The 17,020-nt window shown below is 43.1% G+C and carries 3 protein-coding genes; all 3 read left to right on the top strand.

Annotation, left to right across the window (positions count from 1 at the left end; translation table 11 throughout):
• The first annotated feature begins 9 nt into the window (after positions 1–9).
• Genes ACXN9U_RS07315 through ACXN9U_RS07305 form a run of 3 tightly spaced genes read left to right on the top strand, consistent with a single transcriptional unit; the run spans position 10 to position 17,005 of the window.
• Positions 10–5,721: an SDR family NAD(P)-dependent oxidoreductase gene (locus ACXN9U_RS07315; RefSeq protein ID WP_489202371.1), complete on the top strand. Its 5,712-nt coding sequence runs from the start codon at positions 10–12 to the stop codon at positions 5,719–5,721.
• Positions 5,721–13,103 carry an SDR family NAD(P)-dependent oxidoreductase gene (locus ACXN9U_RS07310; RefSeq protein WP_489202370.1) on the top strand — a complete coding sequence of 2,461 codons (7,383 nt, stop codon included), beginning with the start codon at positions 5,721–5,723 and terminating at the stop codon, positions 13,101–13,103. Before ACXN9U_RS07315 ends, ACXN9U_RS07310 begins: the two co-directional genes overlap by 1 nt.
• 50 nt (positions 13,104–13,153) lie before the next feature.
• The gene (locus ACXN9U_RS07305) at positions 13,154–17,005 is read left to right on the top strand and encodes an alpha/beta fold hydrolase (RefSeq protein WP_489202369.1); all 3,852 of its coding nucleotides are present in this window, start codon (positions 13,154–13,156) and stop codon (positions 17,003–17,005) included.
• Positions 17,006–17,020: the final 15 nt, after the last annotated feature.

The raw sequence follows: 17,020 nt of genomic DNA, 5'->3' as shown, positions 1-17,020 counted from the left end.
ATGAGACAGGTGGCCAGTAATCAAAACTATCAGTTCACATTAACAATTAAACATACGGACTATATTGTCAGGGATCACCGGGTGCATGGCACCCGGATTATACCCGGTGTCACATTTTTAGATATGATATACCGTATGGCGCTGAGCAAAGGTTTGCCTATTGAAGAACTCGAGTGTCAGAATATTTTGTATTTGGAACCTGTAGCAACATCGGATACCTTTGACAGAGAAATCCGCATCCGTTTTCAGGGATTGGAACAGGGATGGGAAATTCAGGCGAAGAGCAGAAAGGTAAAAGATGACCGCATTCTGGATGAAAGCTGGGATGAGAATATGAACTGCAGGCTCATGCCGAAAATCCCGGAAAGCATGAGTTCAATTCATATCCATGAAATCAAACATGCCTCCGTCCGTGAAGCTGATATGGAGATATGTTATGACTATTTAAAAAAGGTTGATATAGAGCATTTTGAATTTATGAAGAGTCTGGGGAAGGTTTATGCGTCTGACCATTCTGTACTTGCAGAGTTGACGCTCAGCCAAATTGCAAATCAATATACCGGCTATTTTCAATTGCATCCCACTTTTCTTGATGCGTCTACCATCATATCGATCCTTTATCAGGCATGTCCCGAATATTTTACACAAGGATCTCCGGCAAGCCGGATGAAAACGTATATTCCCATTCATATTGAATCTTTCCGTATGACGAAGCGCCTGGAAGACAGGTGTTATGTGTACATAGAGAAGCAAGACCAAAATCATGATTCAGGGGATGTCATCCAAGTAAGTTACGGTTTGTACGATGCACACGGGGAGATGATCGCTTATTTTACGCGGCTGTCTGTGAAACATATTCGCTCAAAAGATTTAATTGAAAACCTGAAGCAGACTCGTTTGGAAACTGAAGCGGCTTCTCAGCCAAAAGACAGCCTGGTCAGAAAAGATTCAATCATAAATCGAAGCGAAAACATCGAGACAGACCTTAAAGAATTAATATCCGGGGTTTCAGATATAGATCTGTGTGACATAAGGACAGACATTGGTTTTTATGAACAGGGCCTGGATTCAGCTTCTTTGCTTGCCATTGTCAAAGAACTTGAAAACAAAACAGGGGAACAGCTGTATCCTACACTCCTGTTTGAGCAGAAAACGATCCGGGAACTCGCCGCATATATTAAAGAAAATCAAAAAATGTCCGATTATTTCTTAACGCAAAATCAACCGGCTGAAAAGCCTGACATGAAAGAAAGTAAGAACGAAAATCTTTCTGCTCTTATAACAGAAGGAGACATTCAGCAGCTGATCGCAGATATCAAAGGGACTGCCCCTGAAACACTCTCTGTGGTAAAAGGTTTTTATGAACAAGGCCTCGATTCCGTAACACTTATGCAAGCCGTAAAGGCATTGGAAGAGAAAACAGGCAGGGAACTGTACCCTACTTTATTGTTTGAGTATCCGACGATTCAAAAACTTGCAAACTATTTTGCAGAGAGCGGCGAAAAAACTTCCGTTGAAAAAGACCTCCCTCTTCATCATGCAGAGAATCATACGGCTCTGACCTATTTAACGCCGCATTGGAGACAAAAGGCTGCCGCTTGGGACCCAAATTGCGGAAATAAAAAGAATAGAACATACCTGCTGTTTCAATATGACAGAGAGCTTTTTCATTTTATGCGGGAAAATGCTGAAAATGGATTCGGAAATACACAGATCATTCTCGTTTTATCAGGGAATCGTTTCTCCTATCACGGAGACGGTGTTTATGAGATAGATCACAGGGAGGAAGCTCACTTTGACAGGCTTGCAGCTGATCTGAAAAAAAGGGGGCAAATGCCCGACACCGTGGTTTACGGGTGGCCGGAAGGGGCATTTGCCAGCCCGGAAAAAATAAATGAACAGCTTTCTAAAGGGGCTTACCCGCTATTCTTTTTCAGCCGGGCATTGATGCGTAGCAAGGCGGAAAAAAAGGTTGTATCGCTTTTCCTTTATCCGGCGGACCATAAAAATGATCAGCCGCTTTACGCTTCAGTCCATGGTGCAGGGCAGTCTATTTTGCTTGAGAACCCGAAACTGGCCCTTAAGACAATCGGGATATCAGTTTCAGACAAGTCATCGTTGCCGGATCTCACAGCTGAAATCATCAGATGCGAATCAACTGAAGCGCATCCGGGAGAAACCGATCTTTATTATGAAGGAAATGTGCGCTGGGTCCGTGCCTTACGGGAAGCGGAACCGGCTCAAAACTCAGGTTTCTCCTTTAGAGAAAACGGAGTATACATGATTACAGGAGGGGCCGGCGGCTTAGGCCTTATATTTGCAGAACATATCGCAGCCCAAACAAAAGCCAATATTATTTTAGCGGGCCGTTCTGAACTTACGGAAGACAAAAAGAACAAAATCAGCCGAATGAAAGCAGGCGGTTCTTCGGTTCAATATATAAGAGGTGATTTTTCAGATAGCCGCGATGCAGAGCGAATCATAAAAACCATTAAAAGGCAATTCGGAGAAATCAACGGTGTGATACACAGTGCCGGTGTGACGCACGACGCTTTATTGATTCAAAAATCAAAAGATGAAATCAAGGAAGTGATCGCTCCGAAAATAAATGGGACGGTCTTATTGGACAGCTTGCTGCAAACCGAACCTTTGGACTTCTTTGTGATGTTTTCATCAAGCAGCTCGATGTACGGGAATATCGGACAGACGGATTACGCATTGGCCAACCGGTTCATCGATCTTTTTGCTGAGTGGCGTGAAGGAATGAGGCGGAAAAAAGAACGCTCCGGCGTCTCAGTAGCCATCGGCTGGCCGCTATGGGAAGACGGCGGCATGAAAGTGGATAAACAAACTGAAAAATGGATGAAACAAAAAATCGGTATGGTTCCTCTTAGTAAAACCAATGGGATCAAAGCTTTTCAAGATTCACTCTCTCTGAACGCATCACAGCTGATAGTGTTTGAAGGTGACAAAGAAAAACTGAAATCTGCACTTCAAGATACCTTCATGGAGGATGAAAACCGTGAGATCCAAATAAATGAAACAGCTGATACAAGGCATGAGGACATTGCCATTATCGGATTAAGCGGGAAGTATCCGATGGCTGAAAACTTACCTGAATTTTGGGAGAATTTAAAGAGCGGAAAAGATTGTATTACAGAAATCCCGCCTGACCGCTGGAATATGGATGATTTCTTCAGCGAAGACAGAGATATGAAAGGGAAGTCTTACAGCAAGTGGGGAGGTTTTATCAGCGGAGCCGATCAATTTGATCCGCTTTTCTTTCATATTTCCCCAAGGGAAGCAGAACTTATGGATCCCCAGGAAAGGCTCTTTTTAGAAACGGCCAAAAATTGTTTTGAAGACTCAGGATACCCGAGAAACATGCTGGAAAAGATGAAAGTCGGTGTATTTGTCGGTGCAATGTGGGGCCAATATCAACTATTTGAAGGAGAAGAAAATGGAGTGGCTTTCTCGCCGGCATCCGTCTATTCTTCAATTGCCAATCGGGTGTCTTATTATTTTCATTTAAAAGGTCCGAGTTTGGCTCTGGATACAATGTGCTCTTCATCACTGACCTCTATTCATTACGCATGCCAAAGCATACATTGCGGAGAGAGCGATATGGCATTAGCCGGCGGAGTGAATTTGTCAATACATCCGAATAAATATAAGTTCCTCAGCATGGGACAGTTTCTATCAAGTGACGGCAGGTGCCGGAGTTTTGGAAAAGACGGAAGCGGTTATGTTCCCGGTGAGGGAGTCGGAGCCGTATTGTTAAAACCATTGAAAAAAGCAATAGAAGATCAAGATCAAATATACGGTGTGATTAAGGGAAGCGCCGTTAATCACGGAGGAAAGACGAGCGGGTATTCCATACCGAATCCGGATGCGCAGGCGGAGGTCATTTCAGAAGCGCTTCGTAAAGCTGACATTGATCCGAATACCGTCAATTATATTGAAGCGCATGGAACGGGTACGTCATTAGGCGATCCGATTGAAATTCAAGGACTGAAAGATTCCTATCAACTGAATCATCCTTGCGCCATCGGTTCGGTGAAATCAAATATCGGACATTTAGAATCTGCGGCAGGAATCGCTGCGGTAACGAAAGTGCTTCTCCAAATGAAGAATAAGCAGCTTGTTCCTTCTCTGCATTCCGATATTGTTAATCCGTTTATAGATTTTGATCAGGTTCCTTTTCAAGTGCAGCGGAAAGCGGCTGAATGGAATATTCCGCAAAACAGCAATGCTGTTCATCCTTTGAGAGCCGGGGTAAGCGCTTTTGGGGCAGGAGGGACAAACGCGCATCTTATATTGGAAGCGTATGAGCCGCCAAAAGCTTTTGATCATCAAAGCGGCCGAGTGATCTTTGTTTTATCGGCTCAAGACAAACAACGGCTGATAAAATATGCAAAGGTTATGGCTGATTTTCTATCAGAAAATGAATCGAAGGATAACAATCATAAACTGCGTCTTCAGGATATTGCCTATACACTTCAGACGGGACGCGATCATATGGAAGAACGGCTGGCGATAGTGGCAGATTCCGGGCAGGTCATTGCTGAAGAGCTCTCAGCTTATATCAGGGGAGAAAAAAGCAGCTTGAGCTATACCGGTAATACATTCGAATCAGAAGTTCACAATGAAATGCCTCACGTTTGTTCAGATTACGCCGAAGCAGCATCCAAATGGGTAAATGGAAGAAAGATAGATTGGGAGACTTTTGAGGTGAATTGGAATGCTCGCAGGATTTCTATTCCGGGACAACCGCTGATCAAACAGCGGTATTGGATAGCGGAAAAAGGGGAAACGCTTGTTTCAACAGATGTGAGTAAGCCGACTCACCCTTTCTTGGGGAGTAACACGTCCGATTTTAATCAGTTCAGTTTCACGAAAAAAATCAGCCGTAATCATCCGTTCGCACTAAGTCTGTCTGAAGGAAACGTGTCCTTTTTCCCTTATGCATCTTTGGCTGAAATGGCTATCGTCAATGCAGCGGAGGCATTTGGACAACCAGTTCATACATTAACTGATTTATTGTGGACTGAAAGGATGAACGGAATGACTGATATACGGGAACTGATGATTACGCTGACGCCTGAGCGCGACTTTGCGCGGTTTGACATATATGCAAACACACAAAATGAGAATAAAGTACGTCTTGCCAGGGGAAATGCGCATATTGTTAAGCCTGAAAGCGGTATGCTTCCTGAAGCGCTTGATATTGCTGAAGTCAAATCAGAAATGACTGAACATCCTGCTGAATCGCCTTTTGTCATTGAATCAGCGAAAAACAGTGACGGAATGCTGTCGTTTCATTCATTGCCGGATGAGCTTTATGCAAAAAGAGAGAATTTTACGATCTCTCCCGAAGCGCTTGAGTCCGCGATTGAAGCCAGTGCGTTTTTTGTCAGCGGAGAAACCTTTCCGGAATTGATCGGAATGGGAGCAGCGGATGTCTATCAGCCTCTCGCTCAAAATTTTTATGTCTATACTCAAAAAGAGAACCGGCAGAACAGCCGTGATGTAACGTGTCATATGACATTTACAGATGAAAACGGAAGCATTCTGGCGGAGTGCAGAGATGTGAGATTCAGATATGGTCATAAAAAAGGCACTGTTCAGACGGACGACGAACTCATTCGTCTCCTGCGTCAATTGGAAACCAATGATATTGATCAGAAGGCTGTATTGAAACAATTAATGGGGGAAGAATGATGAACGGAAAACGTGAACAAATCAGCGATATTCTTGATCTGATTCAATCAGGACAGATATCGGCTGACGAAGGCTATGCCCGTGTGACATCCATTCAGAATCAAAAATCACGGGCATCGAACCATCCGCTTTTTTATTACAAGCCGGAATGGACAGAATCGTTCATTCCGAATAAGAAGAGCGTACCCTTGACGGGATTGCTCCTGATTTTTGCAGAAAATGAACGGCAAATACAAGAATTGAGCGGTTTGTTTAAGGACTGTACTCTCTTGTTTGTTATCCGCGGAAAAGAATTTGCTGTTTTACATGATGATACGATTTGTATGAATCACGTGAAAAAAGACGATCATCTAAAGCTGTTCCGGTACATTTATGATCATTATCAGCTGCCCGAAAAGATTCTTCACTTGTGGTCTGATTCTCAGGCTGACATGAGTAAGGGAGGTATACAGAAACAATTGGAAAACGGATTGTTTTCTCTTCTGTATATTACACAGGCGCTGATTGAACTGAAATGGAAAAAGATAATAAAACTGACGCATATTTTTCAAACTGAGAATAAAGAACAACTGCCGCTGCATCATGCTCTCGGCGGATTGGTGAAAACCGTTCACCAGGAACACCCCAATTTTCACTATCAGATTATCAATATCACGCAATCAGAGGGTACGGGAGCCGCTCTTCCAGCAATAGCGGATATATATCAGAGAGAGTGTGACGAAAAACGGGATATCCATTTTGAAGTGCGCTATGAAAACGGCAGACGTTTTACGAAAAGCTATAATAAAGCCGGCTCATTCGATTTAACCCAGCCGCTGAAACATCATGGGAATTATCTGATTACAGGAGGCCTGGGCGGTCTCGGTTATATATTGGCAAAACATCTGTCGGAAAAATGGAAAGCGAACCTCATATTGACGGGGCGCTCTGATTTAACTGAAGAGCAGGAGAAAAAGATCGAATATTTAAGAAGTTCAGGTTCAACAGTTGTATATATCCGATCTGATGTTTCAAAACAAAGTGATGCTGAACGGATGTTTGCTTTTGCAAAAGAGCAGTTCGGCACCTTACATGGAGTATTTCACAGTGCCGGCGTACTCCGTGACTCTTTTATCTTAAGAAAGACAAAAGAAGAAATGGATCAAGTCACAGGTTCGAAAGTTTATGGCACGTTGTGGCTGGCGGAAGAAATCAAAAAAATGAAAGTTGAATTACTTGTTTTGTTTTCATCCACATCGGCAGTCTTCGGCTCAGCCGGCCAATGTGACTATGCTTTCGCCAATGCCTGTTTGGATCAGTATGCAGCAGTTATGACTGCAAAAGAGTCTGCCGGAAGGGTAGTGTCAGTCAATTGGCCGCTATGGACTTCCGGCGGGATGAATATTGACGATGAAGGAATATCCTACATGAAACAGGAACTCGGTCTTGACCCGTTAGATGACAGTGACGGAATACAGGCTCTGGAGAACAGCTTGTGTCAATCATCTGAACAGCTGATTGCCCTGAAAGGCCGAAAAGAAAAGATTGAGGATGTGCTGATGCGTGCCGGCACAATCAACTTTCATTCAGAGCAGCAGGAAGATGCTGATTTGAAAAACGATGAATTAAGACAAAATATAATCAGTTATCTGAAAAATATAATGTCCGAAGAGTTGAAATTACCTGCCTCACTCATAGATGAAAAACAATACCTGGAGAAATACGGCATTGATTCAGTGATGATCATGCGTCTGACCAAAAAGCTGGAGCAAAGTATCGGCAGATTGTCGAAAACATTATTTTTTGAATATCATTCAATATCTCAGTTAGCTGAATATTTCCTGAGTCATCACAGCGAACGAATGATGAAACTGCTGAAACCGGCCGGCACATCTGAACTTGTCTCATATCAAAAAAAGCCAAAAAGAAAACCAGTGGAAACAAAAGCGCCGGTACGCTCTGAAGGAGAAGGTTCAAAAGAGCACATTGCGGCCGATCCCCTTTCTGCTGATATAGCCATTATCGGTGTCAGCGGCAGGTATCCGGGTGCGGAAAACATCAGGGAGTTCCAGAATGTGCTGATGAATGGACGGGATTGCGTAAGCGAAATTCCTGATGACCGGAAAGAAATGCTGGAGGGAAGCTGCTATAAGTGGGGAGGTTTTCTGAAAAATCCAGACCGGTTTGATCCTTTATTTTTCCGGATATCACCGAGAGAAGCGGCTTTTCTAGATCCTCAGGAACGCCTCTTTTTAGAGACAGTGTACAATACCATAGAGGATGCGGGTTATAAACCTTCAGATCTGACCCGCAAAAAGGTCGGAGTTTTTGCAGGCGTCACATATGGAAGCTATCAATTTTTCGGCGTTGAAGAATCACTTAAAGGAAATGAACTGGCCGTCGGGTCTCCATTTTCTGCAATAGCAAACAGAATATCGTATTTCTTTAACTTTAAGGGGCCGAGTATGGCGGTTGATACAATGTGTTCCTCCTCTCTTAACGCCATTCACTTAGCCTGTGAAAGTATACGAAGAGGAGAAAGCACACTTGCTGTTGCGGGCGGGGTCAATCTTACGCTTCATCCGAATAAATATACATTATTAAATCAAAGCCGCTTCTTTGCAAGTGATGGCCGATGCCGTACATTCGGCGAGGGCGGTGACGGTTATGTACCGGGAGAAGGAGTGGGATCCGTACTTTTAAAGCCGGCGGCGGAAGCGGTAAGGGACGGAGATCATATTTATGCGCTGATTAAAGCGACAGCGGTCAATCACGGAGGAAGAACAAACGGTTTTACGGTTCCTAATCCGAATGGTCAGTCTGAACTGATACAGGACGCGCTTCAGAAAGCTTGTATTGATCCTCGTACAATTAGTTATATTGAAGCTCACGGAACGGGAACTTCTCTGGGAGACCCGATTGAGATCACCGGATTAACAAAAGCGTTTCGGGAATTTACGGAGCACACTCAATATTGTTCCATCGGTTCTGTCAAATCAAATATCGGCCATCTTGAGGCCGCAGCGGGAATTGCCGGTTTGACAAAGGTTCTTTTGCAAATGAAACTGAAAAAACTGTTTCCTTCCATACATGCGGAGACGTTGAATCCAAATATTGATTTTAAAGCATCTCCCTTTTATGTACAGCGGTCATTGCAAGACTGGAAGAAACCGAAACTGCAGGAAAACGGAAAAACAGTAACTGTTCCGAGAAGAGCGGGAATCAGCTCATTCGGAGCGGGAGGAACGAATGTTCATATCATTATAGAAGAATATGAAGAAACAAACGTCTCAACAGAACATGTTGAGAATGAACCGCGTATTGTCCTGTTATCTGCTAAAGACAATGAACGTCTTCTTGAGTATGCCGAAAACATGAGAGATTTTATTCAACGTTCACTAAGTCCTGAAGTAAAGGATAAACAGCCTGATATGAAAGAAAAGGTGAATGAAGTACTCAAACCGTTTGTTTCGGAATTGCTTCATATCCATCCGGAAGAAATTAATATTGCTGATCACCTGAGTGAATTTGGCGTAGGGCCTTTGGAATTAAGCCGGATGGCGGATTTTATTAACGAAATGTTTCATATTGAACTCACGATGTATGAATTAACTGATTGCCCCTCCATTCAAGCGGTTACTGAATACTTATTGAAGGAATATGCCGGAGCGATAAGAAACCTGTTCCCGAATGAAGTGATGGAAGCCGGCCAATCGGAAAGCGTCGTTTTACGGGATCTGGCCTACACTACACAATCGGGCAGAGAAGCGATGGAGGCCAGAGCGGCGATTACCGGTACCTCTCTTAAAGAAATTAAGGATAAATTATTTGAGTTTTGCCGCGGTGACAAGCAAGTTCCAGGCGTATATGTTAATCAGCAATCAGCAGATGCATTTGCTGAAAAAATGAAGGCGTTAACGGAAGGCAGAGCAGGTGAATTGTTTGTAAAGACCATTATTGAGAACGGTGAAGCGGAAAAGCTGGCTCAATTATGGGTTTGGGGGGCGGATATCGACTGGAAATCTGTTCACCAACATTTACAGCAGCCGGGTAAACGGATCTCAATTCCGACTTATCCGTTTGCGAAAGAACGTTATTGGGTTCCGTCCAGGACTGAGAAGACAGAGATCCCTCAACATTCCTTTCAACATCACTTGCAAAAAAAATGGAGAGAGAATCCGTTTGTAAATCCATCCGAAACAAAAGAGTACGGACTGACAGTAGCATTTGTAAATCAAGACACAGAATCAATTGCCCGCACCATTTGTTCGGATATAGATCAGGAGAATCTGATTGTCATAAAACATCACTCTTCATTTATAAAACACTCTGATCAAATGTTTGAGTGTTCTTTATTAGATGAAAACCACGCATACGACGTTATCCGTGAGATCTTCTCGGGCGGTGAGCGGCAGGTCGAAAATATATTTGATTTCTCAGATATCGGAAACCAGAGTGAAAATCAGAACGGCATCCCATATGGTAAATTCTTATTTATACAAGAAATAATTAAGAGGAGTAAAAAGGAAACACCATTATCCATTTTACAAATCACCAATGGCTTGCAGGTATTTAAAGCGGAAAAACCAAAGCTGACGGGGGCAGAATCAGCGGCTTTTCTGAAAGCCCTTTCTGCGGAATACGGCTTTGTTCATGTGAAAACAATAGATATAGACAGCATGAAAGAAACGCATGAGCTGAAACAAATCTTTGAGAATGAAAGGGCGCAATATACCGCAGAGAATGAAGTATGCTACCGCAGCGGCATCAGATATGTTCCGTATTTTGAAGAAGAAAGAATCCATACCGGCGGGCCTGTTTCATTTCCTGCGGATAAAGCCATCGTGATTACCGGCGGGACAGGGGGCATTGGCAGAGCAATAGCTGAAGATTTGGTGAAACGGGGAGTGAAAAAACTCGTGCTGACGGGTACGCGTCCATTACCTTTGCGAAGTGAATGGGATCATTTGCTGAAAGAGGGCAGACAGGACGAAAAGACAGTCAGCAATATAAAACTGTTTCAAAGTTTTGAAGAGAAAGGTGTCAACTATCTGTATTACAGCGGTTCTCTCACAAATGAAGAGAAGCTGCGTTCATTCTTTCACCAAGTAAGCCTTGAATTTAAAGATATAAGCGGTGTCATACACTGTGCCGGACTGCATAGCGGCGGAAATCCGGCCTTTATTCATAAAAGAATGAGTGAATTTAAGACGGTGTACGGGCCGAAAGTCACTGGACTTCAGAATTTGGAGCGGATTTTTAATAATAGGCCGCTGGATTTCTTTATTCTATTTTCATCAATTGCTGCACAGTCACCCAAACTGTCGAAAGGAATGACTGATTACGCGTCTGCAAACGCATATATGGACTATTTCGCGGCTTATCATTTTCAAAAGGGGAGAACGTATTTCACGTCCATCAATTGGCCGAGCTGGAAAGAAGTCGGAATGGGTACTGTGACGAGTCCTTTATATGATGAATTGGGATTGGACTCTCTTTCCACACGGGAAGGACTGGCGATTTTGTATCATGCACTGGAGAGAAAATCGGCCAATATCATTCCTATCGTGAAAAAAGGAACAGTGTTTCATGCAGACAGTCTCCTGAACATCAATAAAACCGGCGGAGCTTCGGTGCCAGTCCGAAGACAGGAGACTCCCGACACTTTTGATCGTTCAGAAGGGCTTGTCAGTGAACTTTCTGCCGTATTTGCCGAGGAATTGAGCATTCCCCTTGAAAAGCTTAACCCACATACGGATTTTCAGGAATACGGTGTGGATTCTATACTTCTTGTCAGCATTATACATCGAATAGAAGCAATGATTCAGAAAAAAATTGACCCTACTGTGCTTCTTGAACACAACACGATTCATGGTCTTGCGGAATATATCGGTAAGACGGCGCCGCCGTTGAAAAAACAAATCGAACAGACTGATTCTCAAAGCAGCAATCAGCAAGAAATGCAGTCTGTGACGAGCCGAAATACAGAACCGCAGACGGCTTCCTCTGCAAAGATAGCTGTTATCGGAATCGGATGTAAGTTCCCTGGAGCGGCTGATAAAGAGGAATTTTGGGACAATCTGAGAAAAGGGAAGAATCATATTAAAGAAGTACCTGATTCCCGGTGGAATATAGAAGAAAATTACTCTCCGGTGCAGCAAAAGGGAAAAAGCATCAGCAAATGGGGAGGGTTTATCAATGGGATCGGCAGCTTCGATCCGGAGTATTTCCGCATGGAAGAGGAGAAAGCCATCCAAACGGACCCGCTGATAAGACATTTCTTAGAAACGAGTGTACAGACTGTACGGGATGCCGGTTATGAAGAAACGGAATTATCGGGAAAAAAAGTCGGCGTATTTGTCGGTTCCAGAATGGGCGGCTACGGTCACAAACTGCCGAAAGAAAGCAGCAGCCACATCGTCGGGCTTAGTCAAAACTTTATTGCTTCACATGTGTCGCATTTCTTTAATTTTCACGGTCCAAGCATGGTTTCTGATACCGCTTGTTCTTCTTCATTAGTCAGCATTCATTTAGCCTGCCAAAGCATAAAAAACGGTGATTCAGAGATGGCGCTGGCAGGAGGGGCGGATCTGCTTTTGGATGAAATTCCTTACCTGATGTTAACAGAAGGAGGAGCTCTTTCGCCGGACGGTCAGTGTTTTACTTTTGATGAAAGGGCAAACGGCTTTGTACCCGGAGAGGGTTTTGGCGCTGTTCTGTTAAAACCGCTGGAGAAAGCGAAAGCTGACGGAGATCGGATATACGGTATCATTGAAGCATCAGCTATTAATAACGACGGTGCGACAATGGGAATTACGACCCCGAATCCTAAGCTTCAAGAGCAGGTTATTCAAGATGCATTTGAAAAAGCCGATATCACTCCCGGATCAGTCAGCTACGTCGAAACTCACGGCACAGGCACGATGATTGGAGATCCGATTGAGCTACAGGCTCTGACAAAAGTATTCCGAAGAGACACAAACAAAACGCAATTTTGCGGAGTAGGAAGTGTAAAAACCAATATCGGACACTTATTAAGCGCTGCCGGAGCGGCAAGTTTCATTAAAGTGATTTTATCAATATGGCATAAGGAAATTCCGCCTACATTGAATTGTGAAACGCCAAATCCCCGCTTTGAATTTGAAAAGTCGCCTTTTTATCCCAATACAGAGCTGAGAAGCTGGAAAGATGGAAAACGGTGGGCGGGCATCAGCGCTTTCGGTTTTGGCGGAACAAACGCCCACCTTTTGGTAAGCGGCCTGGATGATTCATATCATTCCGTCAGAACTCCGCTGCCGCCTGCCGAGTTTGTCAGAAAAGAGTACTGGCCGGATTCAAATCGGAAAAAACAAATCAAACAGAATAAAAAACGGCTTCTTGAAATTATTGATGAAACAGAGTAGCACCTGCTCTGTTTCTTTACTTTGTAAAAGAAGAAAGGTTGTCGAGTTGCATGAGGTTCAGCGTATTAGTCAAACATGACGATTATATTGTTTCAGACCATGTCCTTCATCAAGTGCGTACGATACCCGGCGTAACGTATCTGGATTTAATAACACGATTTTTAGCTGAGAAAGGGATATCACCCCGAAGTTTTGAAATCAAACATGTTTTATTCCGTGAACCTGTTGCGACGTCAGTCCATTTTGCTAAAAAAGTCACCTTCCAGTTTACGGAACAAGAAAACGGCTGGCTTGTTGAAACAACAAGCAGGAAATGGGTCGCTGAAAAGGCGGAAGGTGAAGCGTCAGTCAACTTGCAGGCGGAAATCATAAGAAAAAATGCGATAAACGAAAAGACAATTTCAATCGAAGCATTAAAGAAAGGGGCCGTCCGGATTTCGGATGCTGAAGCCGCCTATCGTAATTTGCGCAGGGGCGGCCTGATTCATAAAGATTTTATGAAATTGGAAGGTACGGTATATGAAGGTGAAAATTATATTCTGGGAGAGGTCAGTTTAAGCGGACTTTCAAAAGAATATACAGATGACTTTTACATGCATCCCGCATTTTTGGATGGGTCTCTCAGCTTGTTGGGAATCCTTACATCAGACTTGCCGGATGAAGGAACAAATGCGTTTATCCCTATATATATTGAGACATTCCGGGCACTGCATAAAACAACTGGGTCTTGTTTTGTGTATATTGATAAAAACAGTATAACGCAGCCGCCTTCTAAAGACATTTTATATGCGGACATAGAAGTATACAGACCTGATGGAGAGCTTGCTTTTTATTATGAGCGATTCGGTGTGAAAAGAGTCAGAAATGAAAAATCAATACAAAGGCTGGAGCATTCCCAAAAAGGTAAAGAGGTCGGCAGCGCAACGAACAATAATGAAATGATCAGAAATAATTTGATCCAAGAGATAGCCGGCATGATTGAAAAACCTGCTGAAACAGTGAAGAATGATATTTCCTTTTATGAGTTGGGCTTGGATTCTAAACAATTATTAGACTTATCCAAAAAAATAGAACTGATGTTAGATACAAAGCTGTACCCGACTTTATTATTTGATTACTCCACAATCGGTGAATTGACGGAATATCTGCAGGAGAAATACGGAGCCGACATTACAGACTCTATCTCTGTTACAGTTCAGCACCAAGACAGTCATAAAACATTAACAGATGAGCTGTCATCCATTATTGGAGAGGTTACAAACACACCGCCAAATAAAGCGGACAAACACCAATCTTTTTACGAAATGGGTCTTGACTCAAAACAGCTGCTGCATATATCGAAAATTCTCGAGGAAAGATTGGATACACAATTGTATCCGACATTGCTTTTTGATTATAACAATATTCATGATTTAGCGGCTTATTTAGAAGAAAAATATGATGTGCGTAATACGCCGGCCGCAGCTTTTAAAGAAAAAACGCAAACGAAAGAGCCGTCTGAAAAGCCGATGCTTGAATCTTTGTATTTACAAAAAGAATGGATAGAATCGCCATTAAAGTCCGGAGAAGTACCTAAGGAAAATACATTGATTTTCGATTTCGACAGTTCATTGAGTGATGAAATCCGAAAGTACATCGGCAGTGAAAATGTTATTTATGCGGAAGCCGCCGATGAATATGAAATGGTAAATGAAAAGCATTATAAATTTAATCCGGAGCAGTCTGCTCATTACACCAGACTGTTAGAAGATTTGAAAAAGTCCGGAGCGTTTCCGGCGTCAATCATTCATTACCTGTCAAAAAAAGCTTATACTGAGGCAGCGTTAGATCTGACTCACAGCTTTTATTCAATTCTTTATTTGAGCAAAGCTTTGATCCATCAAAAAGTAAAAGAAAACATCAACATTCTGTACGTACATGACAAGGGTCAATATACAAATCCGGTTTACGCCGCGATTGGAGGCTTTTTTAAAACGCTGAATGCGGAGCAGCCGAATATAAAGTGTAAAACGGTTGAGATTTCTTCAAGACAAACCATTAAAAAAGCACCTTTGCTTCTCAATGAATTAAGTGCCGGACATCATCAGGCTGTGAAATATGACGGCGATCAAAAAAGGTGGGTGACAGCATATAAAGACGCTTCGCTGCAAACAGGACAAAAGGCCGCAAAGTTTGCAAAAAACGGGGTGTATCTCATCATCGGAGGGTTAAGCGGCATCGGCTGGATTATTTCAGCGTTTCTTTATGCAAATCACGGAGCCAGCGTTATCATTGCCGGGCGATCGAAAATGACAGCAGACATGGAAGAAAAATTAGACAGCATCCGCTATGACGGGGCAAGCATTTCTTATATTCAGGCTGACATGTCAGATAAGCAGCAGGTAATCAAGTTAGCGGAAAAAATTCATGCTGATTATTCCGAAATCAACGGGGTCATTTACAGTGCAGGCGTGTTAAAAGACTCCCTCATTATGAATAAAACAGAAGCGGAAGCTCAAGCGGTGCTGCAATCAAAGGTCAATGGTGTGATTCATTTGGATGAAGCGCTCAGAGATATGCCTTTAGACTTTTTTGTTTTGTTTTCTTCCATCTCCTCAGTAATCGGAAGTCTGGGTCAAGCCGATTACGCCTACGCCAATCGTTTTCTGGAGCATTTTGCCGAGTGGAGGGAATGTATGAGAAAGGCGGGGGGAAGATCAGGAAAAACTATCGCTGTAAATTGGCCTTTCTGGAAAGACGGAGGCATGTCAGTTGATCCCGGTGTTCAAGATATTATGAAAATGGAGTACGGACTTCACCCATTAGAAAATACTGCCGGAATCAAAGCATTTGAACACTCGCTTCTCGGCCAAGCCCACCAGCTGATCGTGTTATACGGGGAAAAAGAAAAAATACAAAACGATTTCAAGCCGTTATCCGCCCGTTCAGCACCGCCTCTAGTAAGAGATTCAGCGCTTGCAGCCGATTTTGATGCTTCGTCGTTCGTTACGGAAGAAGCTGAAAGTCCTTTCCGAATACTCGGCACGGCCTCCAATCGTCATCTCGACGATTATTTGCATTATTGGAGCAGACTGAAGAAAGGAGCCCTTCAGCACGATCAAAGCGATGCCGCAAAAAAACTCATCGCTTTTTACCAGACAGAAGAAACGGAAACCGTTCATTTTCTGGCAAACACAGAAAATGCCCGGCATATGGAAATATTGATGAGCGGTAAGGGCGAAACAATTTTACTGATTTGCGGTTTCGCTACCACTGCTTACATGTGGAAAGAACAAATGAAGGAGTGGGCAGATCAATTTAATGTAATTGTCATACACACACCGGGTTACGGGCTGAGTGAGGGGAGCGCCGATTTTACACTGAGCGGGCTGGCTCAGACTTTTATCGAAGTGCTGAACGAGATAGGGGTTGCTTGGCCGATCCACATTGCGGCTGCTTCTTGGGGAGGCATGATAGGGCAGAGGATAGCCTATGAATACCCCGAAAAAGTAAAAACACTCATTCTTTCCGGAAGTTACACCGAATACGAAGAAGACCCTGAAAGCAGTGTCGAGGAAAAACTGAAAAATGATTTTATAGCTATAGGAAAGTCGCATGAATATGAAAGTTTATACAGTAATCAATTCTTAAATGCTTCTATTGAACGTTTTATGAAGATACATCAACAAGAAGGCTATTCTACAATCGGCTTTTTAAAAGACATTCATACAAGAACGCTTATCCTTACAGGTGAGAAGGAAAGCGTAGTTGATCAGAAAGAAACAAAAAGGCTGCGGAAACTGCTGAGCAATGCAGAATTAAAGAAAATTAAGGGAGCGGGGCATCTTCCGAACATCACACATCCGGAAGAATTTAATAAAGCGGTGTCAGAATTCATCAAGAAATCGGTAAGTAAAGGATGAAAACGATACATACAG

Source organism: Bacillus sp. BACIII (assembly GCF_057836745.1).
This window is presented reverse-complemented; position numbering and strand designations above follow the sequence as displayed.

Excerpts from the sequence above, each read along its gene's own strand:
- ACXN9U_RS07310 (WP_489202370.1), top strand. The coding sequence starts at position 5,721 with ATGAACGGAAAACGTGAACAAATCAGCGATATTCTTGATCTGATTCAA.
- ACXN9U_RS07305 (WP_489202369.1), top strand. The coding sequence starts at position 13,154 with ATGAGGTTCAGCGTATTAGTCAAACATGACGATTATATTGTTTCAGAC.